The sequence below is a fragment of the Leucobacter celer subsp. astrifaciens genome, from assembly GCF_001273835.1.
In the GTDB taxonomy this organism is placed as follows: Bacteria; Actinomycetota; Actinomycetes; order Actinomycetales; family Microbacteriaceae; genus Leucobacter; species Leucobacter celer.
Window position 1 is genome coordinate 1 of the sequence record NZ_JHEI01000094.1, and the last position, 207, is coordinate 207.

General features: G+C 58.9%; 1 protein-coding gene. It reads right to left on the bottom strand.

Features of this window, described 5'->3' with window-relative positions; translation table 11 throughout:
• On the bottom strand, positions 1–186 hold a 186-nt coding region (locus AMS65_RS20120; protein WP_206541947.1), incomplete at its 3' end, for a hypothetical protein.
• Between the last annotated feature and the right edge of the window lie 21 nt (positions 187–207).

Below are 207 nucleotides of genomic sequence, written 5' to 3' on the forward strand. Positions count from 1 at the left end.
GGCTGCATCCGCCGCACGATCAGGGTTATTGGTCCGCTCCGTGTCGCTTATCCAGCTGAGCAGCACGGGCTCGATCAGCCTGGTCCAGCCGCCTGTGATGAAGGAACCGAGCAAGCTGTCTCGGGTTTCCTTGGCTGTTGCTTCGTCCAGCCTTGAGATCAACTCGCTGGCGAGGCTTTCCGACATGAGCAAGGCTAACTCAGTTGT